The organism is Paraburkholderia pallida (genome assembly GCF_004524855.1).
Lineage (GTDB): Bacteria > Pseudomonadota > Gammaproteobacteria > Burkholderiales > Burkholderiaceae > Paraburkholderia > Paraburkholderia oxyphila.
Genome location: NZ_CP038148.1, coordinates 2615481 through 2634262, shown reverse-complemented (window position 1 = coordinate 2634262; position 18782 = coordinate 2615481). Strand labels below are relative to the sequence as shown.

The following is an 18782-nucleotide window of genomic DNA, read 5'->3' as shown; positions in this document are numbered from 1 at the left end:
GCGCCGTGCGCTTTGCGAGCCTCGGCAGCGGCAGCGAGGGCAATGCACTGGTCGTGGAAGCAGGCGGCGGCGCGACGCCCACGCGCGTGCTGCTGGACTGCGGATTTTCCGCGAAAGAAGTCGAGCGGCGGCTCGCCCGGATGGGCCTTGCCGCCGACACGCTCAGCGCGATTCTCATCACCCACGAACACAGCGACCATATCGGCAGCGCGCTGACGCTGGCGCGCCGCTGGTCGATTCCGCTCTACATGAGCTGGGGCACGGCACAGGCCGTAGGCGCCGACGACGCGGGCGTCGAACTCAACGTGCTCTGGGGCGATGAGGTGGCCGAAATCGGCGCGCTCGGCGTGCTGCCTTACACCGTGCCGCACGATGCGCGCGAGCCGCTGCAATTCGTTTTCAGCGATGGCGCGAGCCGGCTTGGCGTGCTGACCGACGTCGGCGAGTCGACGCCGCACATCAACGCCGTGCTGAGCGGCTGCGACGCGCTCGTGCTCGAATGCAATCACGACCTCGAGATGCTGGCGGCGAGCCGTTATCCGGCGTCGCTCAAGGCGCGCATTGGCGGCTCGCACGGCCACTTGAACAACGAGGCGGCGGGCGGCATTCTCGCGGCGCTCGATCGCTCGAAGCTGCGGCATCTGGTCGCAGCGCACCTGAGCCAGCAAAACAACACGCCGGAACTCGCGCGCGCAGCCATGGCGGCCGTGCTCGGCAACTCGGCCACGGAAATCGGGGTCGCCACGCAAGGCGAAGGCTTCGACTGGCTCGCTCTCTAGCCTGCTCCATGTCTAAGGTCCGTGGCCGGCGGCGCACGGACGAAAAAAAGCCCATGACGCGAGTCATGGGCTTTTTGCTTGTGGGCGACGGCCGGAACAGGTCCGGCCCTGCCGAGTTCAGTTGCGATTACCGCCGAAAATGCCGAGGATCGCGAGCAGGTTCGTGAACACGTTGTAGAGATCCAGGTAGATCGCGAGCGTAGCCGTGATGTAGTTGGTCTCGCCGCCGTTCACGACGCGCTGGACGTCGAACAGCATATAGGCCGAGAAGATCGCGATGGCCAGCACGGACACCGTGAGCATCAGCGCGGGCAGGTGCAGGAACATGTTCGCGATGCCTGCGAGCAGGATCACGATCACGCCCATGAACAGCCACTTGCCGAGCCCCGAGAAGTCGCGCTTGCTGACGGTGGCGATGGTCGCCATGGTGGCGAAGATGATGCCGGTGCCGCCGAACGCGAGCATGATCAGCGACGCGCCGTTCGAGAAGCCGAGAATGAACGCCAGCAGCCGCGAGAGCATCAGGCCCATGAAGAACGTGAAGCCCAGCAGCACGAACACGCCGAGCGAGCTGTTCTTGGTGCGCTCGATGGCGAAGATGAAGCCGAAGGCGATCGCGAAGAACGCGAGCAGGCTCATCGTGGGGCTGGTGGCGGCAAACAGCGAGAAGCCCGTGGTGACGCCCACCCACGCGCCGAGCACCGTCGGCACCATCGACAGCGCGAGCAGCCAGTAGGTGTTGCGCAGTACGCGGTTGCGAGTCTCGGCGGAGGCGACGCTGCCGCCGCGGCCGAAGTTGTAGGGGTACTCGTTCATGCTTTCTCCTTGCGTGAGACGCGTGGCAGGCGGTGCGCGTCACGTGCGCGATCCGCTCCCTCTTAAGATATGCGCGGTGTCCCGGAGTTTCAACGGGACGCCACACAGTTTCGCTACGTTTGAGAGCGTAGCCTCCCATGCTTAATTGGTACTGAAAAGCCCGGCGGCGCGGCTTTTGCGCCGGCGAGGCCGAGTCTGTCGGCCTAACGGGGTTCAATCGCAATCATACATGGGAACATGCTACAATTGCGGATTCATTTGAATCTGTAACCTCTTAATTTTCTGGAGTTTTTATGGCGCTCGAACGCACCCTGTCGATTATCAAGCCGGACGCAGTGGCAAAGAACGTGATCGGCCAGATCTACAGCCGCTTCGAAAACGCTGGCCTGAAGATCGTTGCTTCGCGCATGGTTCACCTCTCGCGCGCCGACGCCGAGAAGTTCTATGCTGTTCACGCAGAGCGTCCGTTCTTCAAGGACCTCGTCGAGTTCATGATCTCGGGCCCGGTGCAGATTCAAGTTCTGGAAGGCGAGAACGCCATCCTGAAGAACCGCGACCTGATGGGCGCGACGGACCCGAAGAAGGCCGAGAAGGGCACGATCCGCGCCGACTTCGCGGACAGCATCGACGCCAACGCGGTTCACGGCTCGGACGCCGTTGAAACGGCTCGCGTCGAAATCGCGTTCTTCTTCCCGGAAGTCAACGTTTACTCGCGCTAATCAGCGAGAGCAAGCGGCAGTTCAAGGTAGCATAGGGTCGCGAACGGCGATCACGTTCACTGTCCGGTGCCGGGTTTCCTCGAATCCGGCGGTGAACGCGCTCTCGCACTGAAATGGCAGGATTCGACATGACGAGCAGTTCCACCGTCAACCTTCTCGATTTCGACGCCCAAGGGCTCGTCGCATATTGCGAGAGCCTGGGCGAGAAGCCGTTTCGCGCCAAACAGCTTCAGCGCTGGATTCATCAATACAATGCCGCCGACTTCGACGGCATGACGGATCTGGCCAAATCGCTGCGCGAGAAGCTGAAAGGGCGCGCCACGATCGGCATGCCCGAAATCATTTCCGACAACGTTTCCTCCGACGGCACGCGCAAATGGCTCGTGGATGTCGGCAACGGCAACGCGGTCGAGACCGTGTTCATCCCCGAAGAAACGCGCGGCACCCTGTGCGTGTCGTCTCAGGCGGGATGCGCGGTCAATTGCCGGTTCTGCTCGACCGGCAAGCAAGGTTTTTCACGCAATCTCACCACCGCCGAAATCATCGGCCAGCTGCGCATGGCGGAGTTCGCCCTGCGCGCGTCGCTCCTTGGCGAGGCCGGTGGCCGCGCGACCGGCGGCGAGGGCAAGGGCGAGCGCGTCGTCACCAACGTCGTGATGATGGGCATGGGCGAGCCGCTCCTGAACTACGACGCGGTCGTGCCCGCGATGCGCCTGATGCTCGACGACAACGCCTACGGCCTGTCGCGCCGGCGCGTCACGCTCTCGACCTCGGGTGTCGTGCCCATGATGGACCGCCTCGGCGCCGACCTCCCGGTCGCGCTCGCGGTGTCGCTGCATGCGCCCAACGACGCCTTGCGCGACGAACTCGTGCCGCTGAACCGCAAGTACCCGCTGCGCGAGCTGATGGCCGCCTGCCAGCGCTATCTGCAGGTTGCGCCGCGCGACTTCATCACCTTCGAGTACTGCATGCTCGACGGCGTCAACGACACGGAAGAGCACGCACGCCAGTTGCTCGCAGTCACGCGTGACGTGCCGTGCAAATTCAACCTGATTCCGTTCAATCCGTTCCCCGAGTCGGGGCTGCTGCGTTCGAAATCGGATCAGATCAAGCGCTTCGCACAGATCCTGATGGATGCGGGCGTCGTCACGACCGTGCGCAAGACGCGCGGCGACGACATCGACGCGGCCTGCGGCCAGCTCGCAGGCGAGGTGAAGGACCGCACGCGCCTTGCCGAGCGCACCGCCCGCAAGGTGATCGACGTCCATCCGGTTCAGCACTGAACGCAGTGGACCCGGTTCAAGGCGAAAAAGGGCGATAACACGGTAGAAACGGGGCGCGAAAGGCAGTGCGCAGCAGCTGCGCGGGGAATGACGCAGTATTGCTGGCGAGTTTGACAAGAAACGTTGCAGAAGCGATCGGAAGCGGCACAGTAGCTGCGCATTTTGTTATAAACGGTCTGCGAATCGGGGCCGGGCGCAGCGCGCCCGCCGGTTCCGGGATAGAAAAGAATCGACGCAAGGACTTTGGGATGAGCGAGCCGCAGCACCCTTTCGGGACAGACGGAACAGAGACCAACGCAGGCCGTTCGGGATCCGACGGCTCGCCATCGCCGGTGCAGGCCGTGCCTGACACGCTCGCCGCGGTGGGCGCGCGCCTCGCCCAGCTGCGCCAGGCGAAAAACTGGTCGGTCGAGGACGTCTCGGCGCGCCTGAAAGTGTCGGTTTCGAAGCTGCGCGAACTCGAGGCGGGCGACATCAGTCATCTGCCGGATGCCACGTTTGCACTCGGCGTGGTGCGGGCCTATGCGAAGCTGCTCGGCGCCGATCCCGCGCCGCTCACCCAGGCGCTGCGCCGCGAGCGCGGCGTGCCGCAGCCGGATCTGTCAATGCCGGCGTCGTCGGGCGCGGACCTGCCGCGCGGGCGCGTCTCGCTTTCGCTGGGCGGCGGGGTACGCACGCCGCGACGCCGTGCGTCGTGGCTGTGGGGCGTGGCGTTCGTCGTCGTCGCGGTGATCGGCATTTCGATGTGGCATACGAACAGCGGCGAATCGTCGGCGTGGTTCGCGCGCCTGAAGTCGATGGCGAGCGGCACGACCAGCAGCGCAAGCAGTGAATCGGGCGCGTCTTCAGCGACGGTGGCCGAGGGCACGGCAACGGGCGCAGCGACCGGGCAGGGCACGGACGAGGCCGGCGCGGCCTCGAACGCTCAGGCTAGCGGCCAGGTCAATGGCCAGGTCAGCGACGAAGCCTCTGCCGTTCAGGGCGCGGCGAGTGCGCCGCAGGCTACGGCGAGTGCGCCGCAGGCGGCCCAGGTTGCGCCGGCAAGCGCGGCGCCTGCCGCGAGCGCGGCTACGGCCAGCGCCGCAGCGGTCGCGGGGGTGGCAACCGCGGCAACGGAACAAGCGGCGTCGGTGCCGGCAGCGACCGGCACTTCGACGTTCGCGATACGCGTGACGCAGGACTCCTGGGTCAGCGTGCGCCAGAAAGATGGCAAGGAGCTCTTCTCCGGACTGGTCCACGCCAATGATGGGCGTGAGGTCGCCGGTGTCGAGCCGCTCAGGATCACGGTGGGCAACAAGGCCGGCATCGAGTCGATGACCATCGATGGTCAGCCGGTCGACGCATCGAAGTATGCGTCGGCGCGTGGCAATGTCGCGCGCTTCGTGCTGCCCTGATCAAGACATGACGTGCATTGCGGCCAGCAAGTGGGCCGCGATGCTTTTTCAATTCGCGCGCTGTCCGCAAGTCGATAGTCGCGGCGCGCGCGAGGTGTAAATGGGCTCTTCGATGCAAAGCGAAACGCAATCCCCGTCCAGCAACAGCCAGATCTGCTCCAGCGAGCCGGTCCTCGGCGGCCACGCGCCGCGCCGCAAGTCGCACGCCGTGCATGTGCGCTGGGGCGGCCAGCTGGTGACGATCGGCGGCGACGCGCCGGTGCGCGTGCAGTCGATGACCAATACCGATACCGCAGACGCGATCGGTACCGCAATCCAGATCAAGGAACTGGCGCAGGCCGGCTCGGAGCTCGTGCGTATCACGGTGAACACGCCGGAAGCGGCCGCCGCCGTGCCGCACGTGCGCGAGCAGCTCGACCGCATGGGCGTGACGGTGCCGCTCGTCGGCGACTTCCACTACAACGGCCACCTGTTGCTGCGCGACTATCCGGCGTGCGCCGAGGCGCTCTCGAAGTACCGCATCAACCCGGGCAACGTCGGGCAGGGCGCCAAGCGCGACACGCAGTACGCGCAGATGATCGAAGCCGCCGTCAAGTACGACAAGCCGGTGCGCATTGGCGTGAACTGGGGCAGCCTCGACCAGGATCTGCTCGCCCGCATGATGGACGAGAACGCGGCGCGTAAGGAGCCGTGGGAAGCGCAGAGCGTGATGTACGAAGCGCTGATTCAGTCGGCCATCGGCTCGGCCGAACGCGCCGTCGAACTCGGCCTCGGCCGCGACAAGATCATTCTGTCGTGCAAGGTCAGCGGCGTGCAGGACCTGATCGCCGTCTACCGGGAACTCGCCCGGCGTTGCGATTTCGCCCTGCATCTCGGCTTGACCGAGGCGGGCATGGGCTCGAAGGGCATCGTCGCATCGACGGCGGCGCTCTCGGTGCTGCTCCAGCAGGGCATTGGCGACACCATCCGGATTTCGCTCACGCCGGAGCCGGGTGCCCCGCGCACTGGCGAAGTCGTGGTCGGACAGGAAATTTTGCAAACCATGGGCCTGCGCTCGTTCACGCCGATGGTCATCGCGTGCCCGGGTTGCGGCCGCACGACCAGCACGCTGTTCCAGGAGCTCGCTTCGCGGATCCAGAACTATCTGCGCGCGCAAATGCCCGTGTGGCGTGACGAATACCCCGGCGTCGAGACGATGAACGTGGCCGTGATGGGCTGCATCGTGAACGGCCCGGGCGAGTCCAAGCACGCGAACATCGGCATCAGCCTGCCGGGCTCGGGCGAGAATCCCGCAGCGCCGGTCTTCGTCGACGGCGAGAAGGTCAAGACGCTGCGCGGCGAGCACATCGCCGAAGAGTTCCAGCAAATCGTGAGCGACTACGTCGCGCGCAAGTACGGCAAGGCGGAAGCGCCGGTCTGAGCGCCGCGCTACCGAGCACCGTTTCCAGGCACAACCCAACATCGCCATTCGCAAGCACACTCGCAACGCAATGACTGAACAGAAAAGAAAGCCCGAAAAGCTGACCGGCGTGAAGGGCATGAACGACATCCTGCCGCAGGACGCAGGGCTGTGGGACTTCTTCGAAACTACCGTGAAGTCCATGCTCCGTTCGTACGGATACCAGAACATCCGCACGCCGATCGTCGAGCATACGCAGCTCTTCACGCGCGGCATCGGCGAAGTGACCGACATCGTCGAAAAAGAGATGTACAGCTTCACCGACGCGCTCAACGGCGAAAACCTCACGATGCGCCCGGAGAACACGGCGGCTGTCGTGCGCGCGTCGATCGAGCACAACATGCTCTACGACGGCCCGAAGCGCCTGTGGTACATCGGTCCGATGTTCCGTCACGAGCGTCCGCAGCGCGGCCGCTATCGCCAGTTCCATCAGGTCGGCGTGGAAGCGCTCGGCTTCGCGGGCCCCGATGCGGACGCGGAAATCATCCTGATGTGCCAGCGTCTCTGGGACGACCTCGGCCTGACCGGCATCAAGCTTGAAATCAACTCGCTGGGTCTCGCCGAAGAGCGTGCCGCGCATCGCGTCGAGCTCATCAAGTATCTCGAGCAGCACGTCGACCTGCTCGACGAAGACGGCAAGCGCCGCCTGTATACGAACCCGCTGCGCGTGCTCGACACGAAGAACCCCGCGTTGCAGGAAATCGCGAACAACGCGCCGAAGCTGATCGACTTCCTCGGCGAGGCGTCGCTTGCGCACTTCGAAGGGCTGCAGCGCCTGCTCAAGGCGAACAACATTCCGTTCAAGATCAACCCGCGTCTCGTGCGCGGGCTCGATTACTACAATCTGACCGTGTTCGAGTGGGTCACCGACAAGCTCGGCGCGCAGGGGACGGTGGCGGCCGGCGGCCGTTACGATCCGCTGATCGAGCAGCTTGGCGGCAAGCCCACGGCGGCTTGCGGCTGGGCCATGGGCGTCGAGCGCATTCTGGAGTTGCTCAAGGAAGAGGACCTCGTGCCGGAAGACGAAGGTTGCGACGTCTACGTTGTGCATCAGGGCGACGCGGCGCGCGAGCAGGCGTTCATCGTGGCCGAGCGTCTGCGCGACACCGGTCTCGACGTCATCCTCCACTGCAGCGCCGACGGTCAGCCCGCGAGCTTCAAGTCGCAGATGAAGCGCGCGGATGCCAGCGGCGCGGCGTTCGCCGTGGTGCTTGGCGAAGACGAAGTGGCCAAGGGCGTGGCGGGTGTGAAGGCACTGCGCGGTGGCGCCGAAGCCGCTCGCAGCGAGCAACAGACGGTAGCACTCGAAGACTTGACCGAATATCTAATCAATGCGATGGTTGCATCCGCCGAAGACGGCGACGACTGATAGGGTCGTTACAGGTCGCGGTGAGTAGTCAACCGTCATCGACGCGCGATCTACGCATTTGACCGCTGTCCGCGGCGTGCCACGAAAGGTGTACGTGGCGCGTGCGGCAGCGGGCTTCAGAATAAACAAGGAATCGCTACGCGATGAGTTATCACGACGAACAGGAATCGATCGAGAGTTTCAAGGCATGGTGGGCGCAGTGGGGCAACATCACTACGTGGATCGTGCTGATCGTTCTGCTCGCGCTCGCTGCGTGGAACGGCTGGAACTTCTGGCAACGCCGTCAGGCCGCGGAGGCCGCGGTGCTGTACGACCAGGTGCAGCAGGCGTCGGCCGGCGACGACAAAGCGCTGCTCACGCGCATTGCGACTGACATGGAAGACCGCTTCGGCCGCACCGCGTATGCGCAGATGACCGCGCTGGGCGTGGCCAAGGCGCTCTACATGGCGGGTGACACCGCGGGCGCGAAGGCGCAGTTGCAATGGGCGGCCGATCACGCGAAGGACGAGGAATTCCGCCAGATCGCGAAGATCCGTCTTGCCTCCGTGCTGCTCGACGAAAAGGCCTACGATAAGGGCCTCGCGCTGATTCCGCAACCGGATTCGGGCCCGTTCAAGGGCATCGTCGCGGATGGTCGCGGCGACCTGCTTGCGGCAGCGGGCAAAAGCGACGATGCGCGCACGGCCTACAAGCTCGCGCTCGACAGCTTGCCCAAGAGCGATGCCTCCGAGCGCCAGTTGATCCAGTTCAAGCTCGACGCGCTGGGCGGCTAAGCAAGCCGCGCTGCCCGCCCGTGAATATAAACAGCTAAACCAACTCCATTCATGCTTCGTTCACCGATGAATTTGCTGAAACGAACCGTTGTACCTGTCGCCTGTGCGATGACCGTCCTCGCGCTGGCGGCTTGCTCGTCCACCAAAGACGAGCGTCGCGTACCGGTGCCGCTGACCGAGTTCAAGCCGGTGCTGGATGTCCAGCAAGTGTGGAAGTCGAGCGTCGGCAAGGCGGGTCGTTACCTGTTCTCACCGGTCGCCGTGGGCGACGCTGTTTATGCCGCGGGCGAGAACGGTTCGGTCGCGAAGATCGACGCGCAGACCGGCAAAGACGTCTGGCGCACGAAACTCAAGGACGACATCTCGGCGGGTGTTGGCAGCGACGGCACGCTCACGGCTGTCGGCGGCCTGAAGGGCAATGTCTACGTGCTCGACGCCAGCGGCAAGCTCTCGTGGCAAGCCAAGGCGCCGGGCGAGATCATCTCGCCGCCGCTGGTCGGCAACGGTCTCGTGATCGTGCGCACCATCGATGGCCAGATTGTCGCGTTCAACTCGCAGACCGGCGAGCAGAAGTGGGTCTATCGCAACCGTGCGGTGCCGCTGAACCTGCGCGTCTCCGCGGGCATGACGTTCGCGGGCGACCAGGCCGTGCTCGCGGGCTTCCCGGGCGGCGTATTCGCGGCGATCAACCTGCAGAACGGCGATGCGTTCTGGGAAACGCCGGTGTCCTATCCGAAGGGCGTGACCGAAGTCGAGCGCATCAACGACGTGAGCGGTCCACCCACGCTCGTCGGCGCCACCACGTGCGCGGTCACGTTCCAGGGCCAACTGGGGTGCTTCGACGCCAACTCGGGCCGTGCAATGTGGGAGAAGGCGTTCTCGAGCACGAGCGGGATCGCTCAGGACGAGGCCACGGTGGTGGGTGGCGACGACTGGTCGGTCGTGAAGGCGTACAGCGTCTCGACCGGCGACCAGACCTGGAGCACCGACAAGCTGAAGAACCGCGATGTGAGCGTGCCGGCCGTGCTCGGCCACACGGTTGTGGTGGGCGATTACCAGGGCTTCGTGCATTTTCTCTCGCTCGACGACGGCAGCTTCGTCTCGCGCGTGAAGACCGACGGCAGCCCGATCACCGCTGCACCGGTGCTGGCTGGCAACACGCTCGTTGTGCAGACGAAGGACGGCGACCTCTACGGTCTGCGTCCGCGTTGATCGGATGACAACGTCCGGCGCGTGGCGTCGGGCGTCGCATCGAGGGGCCGCGCCCGCGGGCGGCGGCCTCTTGCATTTGGTGTGGTGCTTGCACCTCTTGCATTTGGCTGTCCCGGCGCCATTTATAAAAGATTGTGGGCGGCCCCGAGCCTCATCGGGGTTGCCGCTCCGCTGGCCGCTGCATGTCGGCCGCGCGCACATTATGAGACGCTGGATGGCTCCGGGCTGGATCGCCCCAGACCGGCGACCAGGCTGAAGAAAGAATCGATCCATTGGACTGCTCGGCTGGCGAGCGCGCCCCGAGCGCTGGTCCGACGCGTGCTGGGCCCCGATGGGCTCAAGTACCGGGCGCACGACCCAATTCGTGATAATTTGCAACTATTGCAGCTTCTGCGAGCATGAACGCAGGTGCTTGCCGCGCAGCGCGCCGGACGTTCCGGCGCCGCGCCTTACTGTAGAAAAGATCAGATGAAACCCGTAATCGCCCTCGTCGGGCGCCCCAATGTGGGGAAATCCACGCTCTTCAACCGGCTCACGCGCTCGCGCGATGCGCTGGTGGCCGATTTGCCCGGTCTCACCCGCGACCGCCACTATGGCGAAGGGCGCGTGGGCGATCGCGCGTATCTCGTGGTCGACACCGGTGGCTTCGAACCGATCGCCAAGGACGGCATCCTGCATGAAATGGCGCGCCAGACGCGTCAGGCGGTCGAGGAAGCCGACATCGTCGTGTTCATCTGCGATGGCCGCAATGGCCTCGCGCCGCAGGACAAGCACATCGCCGATTACCTGCGCAAGACTGGCCGGCCGATCTTCCTCGTGGTCAACAAGGCCGAGGGGATGAAGTACAGCGCAGTCGCCGCCGACTTCTACGAACTCGGCCTCGGCGACCCGCGCGCGATTTCCGCGGCGCACGGTGACGGCGTGACCGAGATGATCAACGAGGCGCTCGATCAGGCCTATGCAGATCGCCCGGAAGAAAGCGAAGAAGATGCCGGCAAGCACGGCATCAAGATTGCGATCGTCGGCCGCCCGAATGTGGGCAAGTCCACGCTCGTCAATACGCTGATCGGCGAAGACCGCGTGATCGCGTTCGACATGCCGGGCACCACGCGCGACTCCATCTACGTGGATTTCGAGCGCAACGGCAAGAAGTACACCTTGATCGACACGGCGGGTCTGCGCCGCCGCGGCAAGGTGTTCGAGGCCATCGAGAAGTTCTCGGTGGTGAAGACGCTGCAGTCGATCGCCGACGCCAACGTGGTCATTCTGCTGCTCGACGCGCACCAGGAAATCTCGGACCAGGATGCGCACATCGCGGGCTTCGTGGTGGAGCAGGGCCGCGCGCTCGTGGTGGGCGTGAACAAGTGGGATGGCATGGACGACCACGCGCGCGAGCGCACCAAGCACCACCTGCAACGCAAGCTGAAGTTCCTCGACTTCGCGGAAATGCGCTTCATTTCGGCGACGGAAAAATTCGGCATCGGCCCGCTGATGCGCTCGGTGGACAACGCGTATGCCGCGGCCATGGCGAAGCTTCCCACGCCGAAACTCACGCGCGCGCTCATCGATGCCGTGGAGTTCCAGCAGCCGCGTCGTCGCGGCCCGGTGCGTCCGAAGCTGCGCTATGCGCACCAGGGGGGACAGAACCCACCCATTATCGTGATCCACGGTAACGCGCTCGATGCGGTGACCGATACCTACAAGCGCTACCTGGAGAACCGTTTCCGTGAAACTTTCTCGCTGACCGGGACTCCATTGCGCATAGAGTTTCGTTCCTCTACGAATCCCTACACTGAGAAAAGCTGAGCTGCGTTCGCTACCGCGCGCAATCGCGCTGTTGGCCTTCCTGGCCGGACGGTGGGGAGGGGCGCGGTGGAACGAGAATCAGCTATAGTGTAGCGATTGGCGTCGGATTTCTTTTTCTTCGGCGCCAATTTAGTTAAACCTGCAAAAAAATACGGAGTTTGCTATGAGCAACAAAGGGCAACTGTTACAAGACCCGTTTCTGAACGCGCTGCGCAAGGAGCACGTGCCTGTTTCGATCTATCTGGTCAACGGCATCAAGCTTCAAGGGAACATTGAATCGTTCGACCAGTACGTCGTGTTGCTCCGTAATACGGTTACGCAAATGGTTTACAAGCACGCCATTTCCACGGTGGTCCCGGCCCGTCCGGTGAACTTCCACCCGGATGCGGAAGCGTCCTGATCTTTGACGCGGCCGGTCCGGAGCGCCAGGCTGGCGCTCCCGATCCGGCCGCTTCCATTTTGACATCTGCTAATTTGATCAACGCCGCACTCGTCGGCATCGACTTCGGCAAGACCGATTTCGAAGCCAGTCTCGAAGAACTCAGCCTGCTCGCCAAGAGCGCGGGCGCTACGCCCGCTGTCACGCTCACCGGGCGGCGTTCCAGCCCCGACGCCGCCATGTTCATCGGCAGCGGCAAGGCCGAGGAACTGCGTCTCGCCTGTGAGGCGAACGACGTCGAAATCGTCATTTTCAATCACGCGCTCTCGCCCGCCCAGCAACGTAATCTGGAGCGAGCGCTCGATCGCCGCGTGATCGACCGCACGAGCCTCATTCTCGACATTTTCGCGCAGCGCGCGCGCAGCCACGAAGGCAAGCTGCAGGTCGAGCTCGCGCAACTTCAGTACCTCGCCACGCGCCTCGTGCGCGCCTGGACTCACCTCGAGCGCCAGAAAGGCGGTATCGGCCTGCGCGGCCCCGGCGAAACGCAGCTCGAAACCGACCGCCGCCTGATTGGCGAGCGCATCAAGATGCTGCAGGGCAAGCTCGCCAAGCTGCGTCGCCAGCACGGCACGCAGCGGCGCCAGCGCGAGCGCACGCGCACGATGTCGGTCTCGCTCGTCGGCTACACGAACGCGGGCAAATCCACGCTCTTCAATGCGCTGACCAAGGCGCAGGCCTATGCCGCGGACCAGTTGTTCGCGACGCTCGACACCACTTCGCGGCGCCTGTGGCTCGGCGACGACGTGGGCCAGATCGTGTTGTCGGACACCGTGGGTTTCATCCGCGAACTGCCTCACCAGCTCGTCGCGGCGTTTCGCGCGACGCTGCAGGAAACCGTGCAGGCCGACTTGTTGCTGCACGTGGTGGACGCCTCGAGCCCGGTGCGGCTCGACCAGATCGATCAGGTGAACGAGGTGTTGCACGAGATCGGCGCGGACACCATCCGTCAGGTGCTGGTGTTCAACAAGATCGACGCCGTGCCTGAACTGGCGGCCCGCGGCGGGACGGTCGAGCGGGACGAGTATGGTAATATTTCGCGCGTCTTTTTGAGCGCGCGCACGGGCGTTGGACTGGATGCGCTGCGCGCCGCCATCGCCGAAATCGCGACTGCCGAGCCGCTCGTCCAGGCGTCGCAGCTCCTGCCCGCCGCCGACTGGAACGCGGTGCCGCACGAACCCAGCAGGGAACCCGAGCTGGGCCGCTGAACGCTATCGGGAGGCGCCTCGAGGCGCTCCCCGTGGCGTGCCCCGAAGTGCGCCGATGAGGTGCCCCCACGCACATGACCCGCTGTCTACTCTGGTGAACGAACACAGGTGAACGATTACAACAAGCGGACTGGCTGGCAGCGCACACGCGCCATTTTCTCGCTGAACGACCCGCGTTGGGGCCGCGGCGAGGGCAATGGCCAGCGCACTGACGACGCGCGGCGTCCGTCGGGCAATAACGGCAACAAAGACGGCGGCAAGGGTGATGGTCCACCCGATCTCGACGAAATGTGGCGCGATTTCAATCGCCGTCTGTCCGCGTTCTTCGGCAAGAAGGGCAAAGGCGGCGGCGGGCTTGGCCCGCGGCCGGACAACGGCCGCAGCGCGCGCATTGGCGTGGGCATCGTGCTCGGCGTGCTCATCGCCATCTATGTGGGCAGCGGTGTGTTCGTCGTCCAGGACGGCCAGGCCGGCGTCGTGCTGCAGTTCGGCCAGTATCGCCACACGGTTGGCCAGGGCGTGCACTGGCGTCTGCCGTTCCCGTTCCAGACGCAGGAAATCGTCAATGTCGGCCAGATTCGCAGCGTCGAGATCGGCCGCAACAATCTCGTGCGCCCGTCGAATGTGAAGGATGCCTCGGTGATCACGCACGATGGCGATATTCTCGACGTGCGCTTCACCGTGCAGTATCAGGTCAAGCAGCCCACCGACTATCTGTTCCACAGCGTCGATCCCGACCTCGCCGTGAGCCAGGCCGCGCAGGCGGCCGTGCGCACCGTGGTGGGCGCGCGCAGCACCCACGATCTCCTCTATGCGGACCGCGAACCGATCCGCGCGCAACTCGCCGACTCCATCCAGCACGCGCTCGACCTCTACAAGACGGGGCTCGGCGTGGTGGGCGTGACGATCCAGAGCGTCAGCGCGCCCGATCGCGTGCAGGCCGCCTTCGACGACGAAGCGAAGGCGCATCAGGACAGCGAGCGCGCGAAGCGCGACGCCGAGGCCTACGCCGATCAGACGCTGCCGAGCGCGCAAGCCGAAGCAGCGCGTCTCATCGACGACGCGAAGGCCTACAGCGACCGTGTGGTCGCGCAGGCGCAAGGGGATGCGCAGCGCTTTAACAGCGTCTACGACCAATACGCGAAGGCGCCGGCCGTCATTCGGGAGCGCATGTACCTGGACACCATGCAGCACATCTACTCGAATACGACGAAGGTGTTCGTCGACAGCAAGTCGGGCAACAACGTGATCTATCTGCCGCTCGACAAGATCGTCGACGCGACGCGTCAGCGCGCGGCTGCGGCCGCGGGCGCGTCGGGTGCTGCGGCAGCCGCGGCGCCGGCTAGCGCCGCGCCGGATGCGAATGCCGCGGCCGCGCCCGCAGCGAACGGCGAGCTGCAGCAAAACGCACAACCGCAAAGCCAGCAGCAGGGCGCGCAACAGCAAAACGCGCAGCCGCAGCAGAGTGCTGCGCCGGCACCGTCGGCGAGCGACGCGGCCCAGGCGGCGAGCGATGCCTTCCGTTCGCGCGACGCGCTGCGCTCGCGCGGCCGCGAAGACGACGTGCAATAACGGAGCGCCGACATGAACAAGATCATTGCGTTCGTCGTCGCCTTCGTGGTGGTGGTGCTCGTGGCCTCGTCGGCGGTGTTCGTCGTCGATCCGCGCCATGTCGCGGTGGTGTCCTCCTCGGGTGGCGCCAAGGCGACGCTCGCGGGCCCGGGCCTGCACGTGAAGCTGCCGCCGCCGTTCCAGACCGCGACGTTCATCGACACCCGCATTCAGGCGTTCGATGCGCCCGATGCCGACCGCTACACCACGTCGGACAAGACCGAGCTGCTCGTGAACCCGGTCGTGCGCTATCGCATTGCCGATCCGCTCAAGCTCTTCGCCGCCACCAAGGGCGACCCGCAGACGCTCGCGGACCGGCTCGCGTCGCTCTCGCGCGATGCGCTTTCGGGCGCGTTCTCGAAGGTCGGTCTGAGCGATGCGCTTGCGCAGCAGGAAGCGATCGCCAATAACGCGCGCGACACGCTCAAGACGGCCGCTGCGCCGCTCGGCATCGACGTGGTCGACATCGAGTTCACGCGCATCGACTATCCGGCGGAACTCGCCGAGGTGGTCTACAAGCGCATGAGCGCCGCGCGCGAGCAGGCCGCCGCCGACGAGCGCGCGAAGGGCGCCGCTGAGGCACAGAAGATCAAGGACGAGGCAGAGCGCAAGCAGCAGGGCGTGATCGCCGATGCGTACAGCCAGGCACAGGCCATCAAGGGCGATGGTGACGGCAAGGCCGCCGCGATTGCCGCGCAGGCGTATGGCCGCGATCCGGACTTCTATCGCTTCTACCAGAGCATGCAGGCGTACCGCGAGAGCTTCAAGCCGGGCGATGTGGTCGTGGTCGATTCGTCGAGCGACTTCTTCCGCTTCATGCGCAGTCCGAACGGAGAGGCGCCGACGGCTCCTGCCGCCCCCGCCGCAGCGCGCAAACACTAGATCAATGAGACACGGGCGCCGCGCGTGTGCGCGGCGCGTTTCTTCGCATGGACATAGCTGGCTCCCTGTTGCTCGCGATCGCGCTGATGCTGATTATCGAGGGCATGTTCCCGTTCGTTTTCCCGACGGCGTGGCGCGATACATTTCGTAGAATTGCAGAACGGCCGCCGCATCACATCCGGATCGGCGGGCTGATCGTGATGGGGCTCGGCCTCGTGCTGCTGCTGATCGCTACCTGAATTCAAGGCGCGCGCCGCGAGGCGTGCGCCGTTTCTATCGTCCGGCCCGCGCGGCAGGCGCGTGTGCGCGCTCGAGTCCTTGCGGCTGGCGCGTTACGCGCCCGCGCGGCCTTTCATCGTCGTAGGACTGACCCGATGTCGACCTGGTTACTTCCCGAGAATATCGCCGACGTGCTGCCTTCCGAGGCGCGCAAAATCGAAGAGTTGCGCCGCCGCCTGCTGGACCGCTTCCGCGCCTATGGCTACGAAATGGTCATGCCGCCGCTGCTCGAGTATCTCGAGTCGCTGCTGGTGGGCAGTGGGCGCGATCTGAACCTGCGCACGTTCAAGCTCGTCGATCAGCTGTCGGGCCGCACGCTCGGCTTGCGCGCGGACATGACGCCGCAGGTCGCGCGCATCGACGCGCATCTGCTGAACCGCCAGGGCGTCACGCGCCTGTGCTATGCGGGCAACGTGCTGCACACGCGCCCGCGCGGCCTGCACGCCACGCGCGAGCAGATCCAGATCGGCGCGGAAATTTACGGCCATGCGGGCCTCGAAGCCGACCTCGAAATCCAGCAGTTGATGCTCGACGCGCTGCGCCTCGCGGGCCTCACGAAGGTGCGTCTCGACCTTTCGCACGCGGGTGTGCTGGCGGCGATCTTCGAAGCCGATCCGGCAGCCGCCGCGCTCGGCGATGCTTTGTATGAAGCGCTGGCTGGCAAGGACGTGCCGGATCTGGCTGAGCTCACCGCGAACCTGCAGCCTGTGTCGCGCGACGCCTTGCGCGCGCTGCCGTCGCTGTATGGCGACGCGAGCGTGATCGACGAGGCGCGCAAGCGCCTGCCGGCGCTGCCCGGCATCGCGCGCGCGCTCGACGACCTGGCATTCCTCATGAGCAAGATCGAGGGCGCGGAACTGATGCTCGACCTCGCCGATCTCGGCGGCTACGCGTACCACAGCGGCGTGATGTTCTCGGCGTACGTGGACGGCGTGCCCAACGCGGTCGCGCGCGGCGGCCGTTACGACAAGGTGGGCGAGGCATATGGCCGCGCCCGCGCGGCGACGGGTTTTTCGATGGATCTGCGCGAAGTGGCGCGTATTTCCCCGGTGGAGGCGCGCAGCAGCGCGGTGCTCGCGCCGTGGCGCCACGACGAATCGCTGCGCGCGGCTGTCGCAGCGCTGCGCGATGCGGGCGAGGTCGTGATCCAGGCGCTGCCGGGCCACGAGCACGATATGGACGAATTCGCGTGCGACCGCGTGCTGGTCGAGCGCGACGGCGCATGGGTGGTCGAGGCGCGCGCCTGAGCCCGCGCCGGGGCGCCGCAGTGAGGGCGCCGCAACGCGCATGCCGTTGAGCGCAAAAGGAAATTCCCGGAATTTTGGGAAAAAATGGCGGCCTTGCCGCCGAACCCAGGTAGAATACGTTTTTAACCAGCTAACGAAACACCATGTCTGCCAGCGCAGTGAATGTAACCCCGGGGCGCAATGTCGTCGTCGTGGGCACCCAATGGGGCGATGAGGGCAAGGGCAAGATCGTCGACTGGCTGACGGACCACGCGCAAGGCGTGGTGCGTTTCCAGGGCGGTCACAACGCCGGTCACACACTCATCATCGGCGGCAAGAAGACCATTCTCCGGCTGATCCCGTCGGGCATCATGCGCGCCGGCACCGCCTGCTACATCGGCAACGGCGTGGTGCTCTCGCCCGAGGCCCTGTTCAAGGAAATCGGCGAACTCGAAGAAGCGGGCATCGACGTCCAGAAGCGTCTGTTCATCTCCGAAGCCACCACGCTCATCCTGCCGTATCACATCGCCATCGACCAGGCGCGCGAAGCCAAGCGCGGCGCCGCGAAGATCGGCACGACCGGCCGCGGCATCGGCCCGGCCTACGAAGACAAGGTGGCACGCCGCGGCATGCGCGTGCAGGACCTGTTCGAGCCGGAAGTCTTCGCCGAGCGTCTGCGCGAAAACCTCGACTATCACAACTTCGTGCTCACGCAGTACCTGGGCGCGCAAGCCGTCGATTTCCAGCAGACCCTCGACACGATGCTCTCGTACGCCGAGCGTCTGAAGCCGATGGTAACGGACGTTTCGCGTCGTCTTTATGACGTGAACAACGAAGGCGGCAACCTGCTGTTCGAAGGCGCGCAAGGCACGCTGCTCGACATCGACCACGGCACCTATCCGTTCGTCACGTCGAGCAACTGCGTCGCGGGTGCGGCTTCGGCCGGCGCGGGCGTGGGTCCGCAAAAGCTCAACTACGTGCTCGGCATCACCAAGGCGTACTGCACGCGCGTCGGTTCGGGCCCGTTCCCGAGCGAGCTGTATGACGCCGACAACGCCGACCGCCAGGAAGAAGTGGGCCTCACGCTCGCGAAGGTCGGCAAGGAATTCGGCTCGGTCACGGGCCGTCCGCGCCGCACCGGCTGGCTCGACGCCGCCGCGCTGCGCCGCTCGATCCAGATCAACGGTGTGACGGGCCTGTGCATCACCAAGCTCGACGTGCTCGACGGCCTCGACGAGGTGAAGCTGTGCGTCGGCTACAAGGTCGCCGGCAAAGATGTGGACATCCTGCCGCGCGGCGCCTCGCAAGTGGCTGCGTGCGAGCCGGTCTACGAAACGTTCGCTGGCTGGAAGGAAAGCACGATCGGCATCACGCAGTTCGACGCGCTGCCCAAGAGCGCGCAGGCGTACCTCACGCGCGTGCAGGAAGTCGCCGGCGTGCCGATCGACATGGTTTCGACCGGCCCGGATCGCGACGAAACGATCCTGCTGCGTCATCCGTTCAAGGTCTAAGTGGCAAGAAGGTAGA

The 18782-nt window shown here is 65.2% G+C and carries 17 protein-coding genes; 16 read left to right on the top strand and 1 reads right to left on the bottom strand.

All coding sequences use genetic code 11. The features are described from left to right. Positions 1–5 precede the first annotated feature (5 nt). The gene (locus E1956_RS11910) at positions 6–779 is read left to right on the top strand and encodes an MBL fold metallo-hydrolase (protein WP_134749063.1); all 774 of its coding nucleotides are present in this window, start codon (positions 6–8) and stop codon (positions 777–779) included. Positions 780–896: 117 nt separating this feature from the next. Here the strand turns inward: E1956_RS11910 and E1956_RS11905 are convergent, their stop codons facing one another. Next, complete coding sequence (locus E1956_RS11905; protein ID WP_134749061.1) at positions 897–1595, bottom strand: Bax inhibitor-1 family protein; 699 nt, start codon at positions 1593–1595, stop codon at positions 897–899. Between the two features lie 293 nt (positions 1596–1888). Here E1956_RS11905 and ndk point away from each other — a divergent pair, with 293 nt between their 5' ends. The 15 genes from ndk to E1956_RS11830 all read left to right on the top strand — a co-directional run bounded on the left by ndk (position 1889) and on the right by E1956_RS11830 (position 18766). Continuing rightward, positions 1889–2314 carry a nucleoside-diphosphate kinase gene (gene ndk, locus E1956_RS11900; protein ID WP_028216912.1) on the top strand — a complete coding sequence of 142 codons (426 nt, stop codon included), beginning with the start codon at positions 1889–1891 and terminating at the stop codon, positions 2312–2314. Positions 2315–2442: 128 nt separating this feature from the next. Next, positions 2443–3597: a dual-specificity RNA methyltransferase RlmN gene (gene rlmN / locus E1956_RS11895; protein WP_134749059.1), complete on the top strand. Its 1155-nt coding sequence runs from the start codon at positions 2443–2445 to the stop codon at positions 3595–3597. Positions 3598–3845: 248 nt separating this feature from the next. Then, complete coding sequence (locus tag E1956_RS11890) at positions 3846–4991, top strand: helix-turn-helix domain-containing protein (protein WP_134749057.1); 1146 nt, start codon at positions 3846–3848, stop codon at positions 4989–4991. Positions 4992–5103: 112 nt separating this feature from the next. Continuing rightward, complete coding sequence (ispG, locus tag E1956_RS11885; protein ID WP_134750552.1) at positions 5104–6411, top strand: flavodoxin-dependent (E)-4-hydroxy-3-methylbut-2-enyl-diphosphate synthase; 1308 nt, start codon at positions 5104–5106, stop codon at positions 6409–6411. A gap of 70 nt (positions 6412–6481) precedes the next feature. After that, positions 6482–7819 (top strand): histidine--tRNA ligase, encoded by a 1338-nt coding sequence (gene hisS, locus E1956_RS11880; RefSeq protein ID WP_134749055.1) that lies wholly within the window; start codon positions 6482–6484, stop codon positions 7817–7819. A 143-nt stretch (positions 7820–7962) separates the two neighbouring features. Next, on the top strand, positions 7963–8592 hold the full coding sequence (locus E1956_RS11875; RefSeq protein WP_134749053.1) for a YfgM family protein: 630 nt from the start codon (positions 7963–7965) through the stop codon (positions 8590–8592). A gap of 66 nt (positions 8593–8658) precedes the next feature. After that, positions 8659–9804 carry an outer membrane protein assembly factor BamB gene (bamB, locus tag E1956_RS11870; RefSeq protein ID WP_134749051.1) on the top strand — a complete coding sequence of 382 codons (1146 nt, stop codon included), beginning with the start codon at positions 8659–8661 and terminating at the stop codon, positions 9802–9804. Positions 9805–10272: 468 nt separating this feature from the next. Next, a complete protein-coding gene (gene der, locus E1956_RS11865) occupies positions 10273–11610 on the top strand; it encodes a ribosome biogenesis GTPase Der (RefSeq protein ID WP_134750550.1) in 1338 nt (445 codons plus the stop codon). A gap of 163 nt (positions 11611–11773) precedes the next feature. Beyond that, the gene (hfq, locus tag E1956_RS11860; protein WP_028210028.1) at positions 11774–12010 is read left to right on the top strand and encodes an RNA chaperone Hfq; all 237 of its coding nucleotides are present in this window, start codon (positions 11774–11776) and stop codon (positions 12008–12010) included. 74 nt (positions 12011–12084) lie between these two features. Then, on the top strand, positions 12085–13257 hold the full coding sequence (gene hflX / locus E1956_RS11855) for a GTPase HflX (protein ID WP_028216920.1): 1173 nt from the start codon (positions 12085–12087) through the stop codon (positions 13255–13257). Positions 13258–13365: 108 nt separating this feature from the next. Further along, positions 13366–14829, top strand: coding sequence for an FtsH protease activity modulator HflK (gene hflK, locus E1956_RS11850; RefSeq protein ID WP_134749047.1), 1464 nt, complete (start codon positions 13366–13368; stop codon positions 14827–14829). 12 nt (positions 14830–14841) lie between these two features. Next, positions 14842–15750, top strand: coding sequence for a protease modulator HflC (hflC, locus tag E1956_RS11845; RefSeq protein WP_134749045.1), 909 nt, complete (start codon positions 14842–14844; stop codon positions 15748–15750). Between the two features lie 47 nt (positions 15751–15797). Next, positions 15798–15989, top strand: a complete 192-nt coding sequence (locus E1956_RS11840) for a DUF2065 domain-containing protein (RefSeq protein WP_028216923.1) — start codon at positions 15798–15800, stop codon at positions 15987–15989. A 135-nt stretch (positions 15990–16124) separates the two neighbouring features. Beyond that, positions 16125–17276 (top strand): ATP phosphoribosyltransferase regulatory subunit, encoded by a 1152-nt coding sequence (locus E1956_RS11835; RefSeq protein ID WP_134749043.1) that lies wholly within the window; start codon positions 16125–16127, stop codon positions 17274–17276. A 143-nt stretch (positions 17277–17419) separates the two neighbouring features. Next, on the top strand, positions 17420–18766 hold the full coding sequence (locus E1956_RS11830; RefSeq protein ID WP_134749041.1) for an adenylosuccinate synthase: 1347 nt from the start codon (positions 17420–17422) through the stop codon (positions 18764–18766). Positions 18767–18782: the final 16 nt, after the last annotated feature.

What these genes read in the sequence shown, in the direction of transcription:
- E1956_RS11905 (WP_134749061.1), bottom strand. Translation starts at nt 1,595, where the DNA reads ATGAACGAGTACCCCTACAACTTCGGCCGCGGCGGCAGCGTCGCCTCC.
- ndk (WP_028216912.1), top strand. Translation starts at nt 1,889, where the DNA reads ATGGCGCTCGAACGCACCCTGTCGATTATCAAGCCGGACGCAGTGGCA.
- rlmN (WP_134749059.1), top strand. Translation starts at nt 2,443, where the DNA reads ATGACGAGCAGTTCCACCGTCAACCTTCTCGATTTCGACGCCCAAGGG.
- E1956_RS11890 (WP_134749057.1), top strand. Translation starts at nt 3,846, where the DNA reads ATGAGCGAGCCGCAGCACCCTTTCGGGACAGACGGAACAGAGACCAAC.
- ispG (WP_134750552.1), top strand. Translation starts at nt 5,104, where the DNA reads ATGCAAAGCGAAACGCAATCCCCGTCCAGCAACAGCCAGATCTGCTCC.
- hisS (WP_134749055.1), top strand. Translation starts at nt 6,482, where the DNA reads ATGACTGAACAGAAAAGAAAGCCCGAAAAGCTGACCGGCGTGAAGGGC.
- E1956_RS11875 (WP_134749053.1), top strand. Translation starts at nt 7,963, where the DNA reads ATGAGTTATCACGACGAACAGGAATCGATCGAGAGTTTCAAGGCATGG.
- bamB (WP_134749051.1), top strand. Translation starts at nt 8,659, where the DNA reads ATGAATTTGCTGAAACGAACCGTTGTACCTGTCGCCTGTGCGATGACC.
- der (WP_134750550.1), top strand. Translation starts at nt 10,273, where the DNA reads ATGAAACCCGTAATCGCCCTCGTCGGGCGCCCCAATGTGGGGAAATCC.
- hfq (WP_028210028.1), top strand. Translation starts at nt 11,774, where the DNA reads ATGAGCAACAAAGGGCAACTGTTACAAGACCCGTTTCTGAACGCGCTG.
- hflC (WP_134749045.1), top strand. Translation starts at nt 14,842, where the DNA reads ATGAACAAGATCATTGCGTTCGTCGTCGCCTTCGTGGTGGTGGTGCTC.
- E1956_RS11840 (WP_028216923.1), top strand. Translation starts at nt 15,798, where the DNA reads ATGGACATAGCTGGCTCCCTGTTGCTCGCGATCGCGCTGATGCTGATT.
- E1956_RS11835 (WP_134749043.1), top strand. Translation starts at nt 16,125, where the DNA reads ATGTCGACCTGGTTACTTCCCGAGAATATCGCCGACGTGCTGCCTTCC.
- E1956_RS11830 (WP_134749041.1), top strand. Translation starts at nt 17,420, where the DNA reads ATGTCTGCCAGCGCAGTGAATGTAACCCCGGGGCGCAATGTCGTCGTC.